5 protein-coding genes are annotated in these 5,615 nt (G+C 57.9%); 4 read left to right on the top strand and 1 reads right to left on the bottom strand.

What is annotated here, in order from left to right; translation table 11 throughout:
* Positions 1–505: glycosyltransferase (locus ACLQ62_RS13030; RefSeq protein ID WP_411722065.1), on the top strand; the 505-nt coding region annotated here is incomplete at its 5' end.
* Positions 506–1,239: 734 nt separating this feature from the next.
* Here the strand turns inward: ACLQ62_RS13030 and ACLQ62_RS13025 are convergent.
* Positions 1,240–2,451, bottom strand: coding sequence for a hypothetical protein (locus ACLQ62_RS13025; protein ID WP_411722064.1), 1,212 nt, complete (start codon positions 2,449–2,451; stop codon positions 1,240–1,242).
* Between the two features lie 541 nt (positions 2,452–2,992).
* Here ACLQ62_RS13025 and ACLQ62_RS13020 point away from each other — a divergent pair.
* From ACLQ62_RS13020 to ACLQ62_RS13010, 3 genes are all read left to right on the top strand, one after another.
* Positions 2,993–4,141, top strand: a complete 1,149-nt coding sequence (locus ACLQ62_RS13020) for a polysaccharide pyruvyl transferase family protein (RefSeq protein WP_411722063.1) — start codon at positions 2,993–2,995, stop codon at positions 4,139–4,141.
* Positions 4,138–4,956, top strand: a complete 819-nt coding sequence (locus tag ACLQ62_RS13015) for a glycosyltransferase family 2 protein (protein WP_411722062.1) — start codon at positions 4,138–4,140, stop codon at positions 4,954–4,956. Before ACLQ62_RS13020 ends, ACLQ62_RS13015 begins: the two co-directional genes overlap by 4 nt.
* 89 nt (positions 4,957–5,045) lie before the next feature.
* A partial coding sequence (locus ACLQ62_RS13010; RefSeq protein WP_411722061.1) for an LCP family protein occupies positions 5,046–5,615 on the top strand: 570 nt, incomplete at its 3' end.

The following is a 5,615-nucleotide window of genomic DNA, read 5'->3' as shown; positions in this document are numbered from 1 at the left end:
AATACACACTCTCCTGGAAGCGCTTGAAATATGTCGCCGTCGTGGGCTGCGGTTACGGTTGCTGGTCGTCGGCCCCTTCGAGAGCGACGAGGTCGTTGCCCAGATTAAAAGGTCATCGATAGAGACGCACCTTGTCGGAGCAGTTCAGGACACGCGGCCCTACCTTCAAGTTATGGACATTCACTGCTTACCCACGCAGCGGGAAGGCTTCCCCAATGTCGTTCTTGAGGCAGCCGCGATGGGGCTTGCCACCATAGCCTCGGACGCTACGGGATCTGTCGACGCAGTAGTCGACGGCGAGACAGGCTTGGTGTTTCGTAACAAGGACCCGAATGGGTTAGCTGCGGCACTCACTGTACTAGCCCCGAAGCCTGCGCTCCGCCGTCAGTTGGGTGATCAAGCGCGCTCCTTCGTGAGTGCGAATTTCGCGCGAGAAAGCATCTGGAGGCTGCAGGAACAGAACATGGATCGCCACGTATCCTCACCTGACCAGAAGCTGCGATGAGCCTCCATCCGACTCCTTTCGTGGGGTCCTTACCCCCGGGGGAGAATGCGCGGCCGCGGTCGAGGTGTATGAATCGCGTAGAGAATGGCTGCCTCCGGGACTTATTCTTCGTCCGTCCCGGTGGTCTTTGATCCGCAGTTTCGTTCGCTAGAAGCTTCTTGTGCCGGGTATGCACCCCACCAGGGCAATTCCCATGATCACCGCACAGGGCGGGATTTCTGCAGATGGCGGAAATTCTGCAGATAGAGGTCGCGGCGGTCCTCAAGGGATGCCGCACCTAGAAGAACAAAGTGGATACGGCGCGCGCGCTGAAGATAAGAAGTACCACAGCAATCGGGATTGTGAAAAGGCCCAGTCCAACAGTCGAGAACTGGACCGTCCAGCCAGGCGGACACGGCCGCTGCAAGAAGTCGAATCTACTGTTGTTCTCGATACATATCTCGCTGTGGGCCGCGAAATAGTGAGCCGATTGTGCCCGAAGCGGCGGAGGGCGGCGGCAACTCGCTTCCCGCACAAACCCGTCCAGCGAAGCGGACGCAGCGTTCGCTCCCAGAACGAGAAGGGTAATGCGAGCGGTCAACCTCCCCCTCACGATAACGAGCGGAGCGCGCAAAGACCGTCCAAGCCGATCCGCGCGAAATGGGGCCGGGATGAATTCTCAGTCCGGGGAGAGCGCTATTTTCTTATCGTTCGACATTTCGAGCTGTGTCCCATGCCGTCTCGGAGCTTCGTGGCTACCTACTAGTTCCGAAGGCCAACGTCAGGGCCGCGCACGCCCGAGCCAGCAGCCCAAGCAGAATGCAGACTAAGGCTCCCGAGACCCCCATCGTAGGGATAATTGCTGCTGTCGCAGCTAAACAGGTTACGGTCGCTACCAGATTCGAAACCATCGATTCCCGATATAGGTTCTTTATCGGTAACACGATGAGGGAGGCATAGACGAACGGCAGACACAGGCTACCTGCTGCTACGAGCGCGATTTCCACCGGGGTTGGGGCAAATGCATCACCGAATAGTGCCGGAAAAAGTAGCAGGCCGACCGCGATGCTCGCCGCAGAAACCGCGACAGCCCACTTCTGCCAGCTAAGCGCAACGCCCAGAGTGCTGCGCAGCGAAAGGCCGGCCCTATCGAATATCTGCTTCCCCCGGACTAGCCACGCCTGCGACAGGGAGTTGATGACCAGTTCAACAGCGAGCTGCAGGTAGAGAAGTGTTGCCAGTTGAGCAACCGCGGACTGGCCCCAGTAGTGCGTAAGAGCGTACTGCGGGATTCCTACCATAAGCGGGATCAATGCGGCCGAAAAGCCTGTGGGTACTCCCGCTCGGGCTATCACCCGAACAGCGCGGATTGTCGTCGACAGCGAGCCCTGCACCTCGTCCGCTGGTGCGACCCGGCGAAGTACTGGTCTCATGGCAACCCAGTAGACGGCGAACGTAGTCAAGAAAGTCGCTGCAGCGACTGCGAGAAGCGTCGAGTTGAGGTCGTCCGAGAGGAAGCTCGCAGAAACGGCGGCGAAAATCGTGGCCACGCTCGTCGCACCGGTTAGGAACACCGTGCGTCGTTCGCGAGATAGCGACTGTAGCACTCCGATGTTCAGTTCTGTGAAGGAGTCGGCGCATTTGAGCAGCGAGATGAGCAGTAGCGTCACCGCGAACGACGCACCGAAGAACGATCCGATGCCAAGAACAAGTATCAACCCTGCGGTCAAGGAGAGTAAACGAGTAGCCGAATAATAGCGCAAGGCCTGTGGTTGGGCGAGCGTCAGAAGAACCGTTCGCATCCCAAGCCCGGCGAAGACGAATACTGGGGCGGTTATCGCTAGTGCGAGTGCGTACTGTCCCGCACTGTTGCTCCCGAGAGTTACAGCGATGATGCTGAACAGACCGAATTGCCCGACATATCGCGATAAATTAGACAACAACAGCCACCGTGCGGGACTGGTCAAGTTCTGCTCCCCTATGCGATCGCGCCCGTATGCTTCGAACCTCCAGCGTCGCTGGACTTTAAGCCCTAATGACCGTTCGCGCGTCGCCTGAGCCCGGGTCCAATTGATACTACTGGCGCACGGACCCATCAGTAGAATCGCCCGCGAACGCAAAAGGATTGGACCACCTGGCCACCCCGCGCTGACCGAGAGAGCGATCTCCGTCAGCGATACTGGTGAAGCTAATCCTCGCTCCTATCGGGTCCGCGCGCGAATAGAAGCGACCGCTGTTCGTGAGGACGCTTCGCGTTAGCAGCGGACCCGAGCTTTCGGATACGGAGGGGAGCGCCTCCTGGGCCGAGCGCCGCAGTCGCATCCGGCGACTCGAGATTCCCCGTTAGATCCGAATATCTCCTGTCCCGCATTGTCGTCGTTTTGATAATTCCAAAGGGCGGGTCCGACGGAGTTGGACGCCCACTGTGGTTGTTCGGCCGCTTGCGATGGTGAACGACCTTCAGTGAGAACCGCCGTAGTGTGGATGTTTATGAGATGAGGGGAATCTGTGACGGGAAGAAGTAAACGGCGTGCGTACGTTGTCGGTTTCTATGGCGTTGCTAATTTTGGTGACGACCTCTTTTGTGACGTGGTCGAGTCCCACGCTGCGTTGATGTTTCCCGGTTACGACGTACGAATCGTAGGGAGAGTCACCCAACCGCGGACCGCTTTGAAGCGAGCCTTTCGAAGGATATTCGCTTCTCCACATTCCGCCGGCAGCGCTATCAGACTCCTGACTGGTTTGTGGGTCGTCGCACGCGGTGACCTAATCATTTTGGGTGGAGGATCCGTCCTTTCTGAACTTCGGGGAGTCAGGTATGTCCAGTGGAAACTATCGCGAATCCTGCGAACCCGGTTCCGAGCCGTGGGCGTATCGTTAGGACCATTCGCCGATATGAAGCGGCGCGGTGCCGTGGCGACGTTCGCCCAGGGGCTGGACAAACTGATCGTTCGAGATTCGCGATCGCTGGACGTTGGCCATTCGCTGGGCTTGGACCACTCCCTAACTTTGGGTGGCGACCTCGCGGCTCTCTACGCTCCACCGACCACAGAGCTTCCCGGCGTTCGGCACGGCCACATCGGGCTTTCCCTTTGTAGTATTAGCGGTGCGGAGTCTAACGACCCCGATTTGATCACCCGCTCCTTGGCCGATGCGATTTTGCAGATGCCTGAAAGCGAGCGAATGACGGTCGTCGTGCTTTCATTGAATAACCACAAGATCCATGGAGATGACGAAGTTTCGGAGAACGCAGTACGACATCTCCGAGAACGCGGGATCGAAGTCAAGTACTCGCGATACATCGATGTTGGAGTGGAAGGAGTCTGGAACGAAATCGCCTCGCTCCAAGCGGTGGTCGCTGTTCGCCTGCACGCTGCAATCTGCGCGTATCTCGCTGGAGTACCATTTGCGCTTGTGGAGTATCACTCGAAATGCACAGACTTCTGTAACGACATAGGCCAACACGATTCCATGCGGATTCCAGCTTCAGCCGACCGTTCCACACTCTCGACAGCCGTATCTGCGCTGCTGAAAGTCCCTTGCTCCCCAGCCGTGTCCCCCGATGCATACTCGGCGCGCGCTGTAGCCACATACCTGAGCTACGGGGTTAGTGTCGGTTCAACATTGAGCGACCAGAAAGTGATGGCGTATCAGTGAGGGCGGCTCCAGTTACAGTCGTCATTCCGTGCTATATCAGCGCCTCGACACTGCGGCGCGCAGTGGAATCCGTGTATCGTCAATCCTTGGTTCCCAACCAAGTTGTCGTTGTAGATGACGGTAGCGATGACCCTGCCACGGCGCGTTGTATAAGGGATCTTCAGCGGGATTATGGGGAGCGCGGTCTGTTGGTCCTGGCTTTCTCGAGTAATCGTGGTCCTTCAGCCGCACGGAATGCGGGGTGGAACCTCGCGTCTCAAGATTTCGTCGCGTTCCTCGATGCGGACGACGAGTGGCACGATCGGAAGATTGAGCTCCAGCTTCAGGTGATGGAACATGAGAGCCGTCCGGCTTTATCGGGCCACGCGGTGAACGTGGGATGGTCACAGTTATCCACGCCCGCGCGACTCTGTGAACAGCACGTGAGTGCCGTCAGCACGCCCCAATTGCTTCGGCGCAATTGGTTCGCTACCTCTTCCGTAATGGTCCGCCGGTCGGTTCCCGCGCGCTTCAACGAGCAGCGCCGGCTGGCGGAGGATTATGAAGTATGGTTGAAGATTGCTCTTAGTGGTGAGGACTGCAGATTCATCCACGTGCCGCTCACGACCTACTATAAGTCCCTCTTCGGTGAAGGTGGACTCAGCAAACAGCTCGTCAAAATGGAGGCGGCACAGGTGGCCGTTTACCGAGATCTTAAGTCCGAAGGTCGGATAGCGACGAAGTCCTACTTCTTTTTGAGAGTGTGGTCGCTGATCCGGTTCACGCGTCGCATGACAATCGTCGGGATGCGCACGGTTTCAAAGGCCTTGCGTTGAGATGAAGCAGCCTAGCGTCTCCTTGCGGAGGTGCGCAGCGGCGTGGCTGGCTTCGTCTCACTGCAGGATGCCGCCATTCCAGCAGAGTGGTGAGCCGACCCAGCACACAGCAAACGCGGGGCTCCTTTTATGAACAACTTAGGGTCATTGCTATTCTAAGACTTCTCCTTGGTGTCGTCGATCTATTTTTTGTCTGCTTTGATGTGACAGTGACGTTCCCCTTCGAGTTCAAAGAGCCGCCGCCGCGCAAGAAGTACGGTGTTCGCAACTTCGTCATCTTCATCAGCGCGCTTCTCGTTGTCGCAATCGCAGTTGTCGGCGTCTACTTGGTAAATCTGTCAAGCACCTTCGACAGCGCAAGGAAGATTGAGGTCGCAGAAGTGTTTCCCGAGGAGACGGCGCGGCCTGCCGTCGCCGTAAACGCCTCGCAGAACATCCTGCTGCTGGGATCTGACACGCGGGGCGATGTCTCGGGGGACATCAATGACGTCAAAGGCTCTCGTTCCGACAGCATGATGGTCGTTCACATTTCGGCCAATCGCGACAGCGTGCACATCATGTCGATTATGCGTGACAGCTGGGTCGACATCCCCGGCTACGGCAAAGCGAAGATGAACGCCGCCCTCGCCTACGGAGGAGTGCCGCTCGCTGTGCAGACC

This window comes from Mycetocola sp. (genome assembly GCF_046716805.1).
In the GTDB taxonomy this organism is placed as follows: Bacteria; Actinomycetota; Actinomycetes; order Actinomycetales; family Microbacteriaceae; genus Mycetocola_A.
Note: the sequence above shows the minus strand (reverse complement) of the source record. Positions and strands in the feature narration are given on the sequence as shown.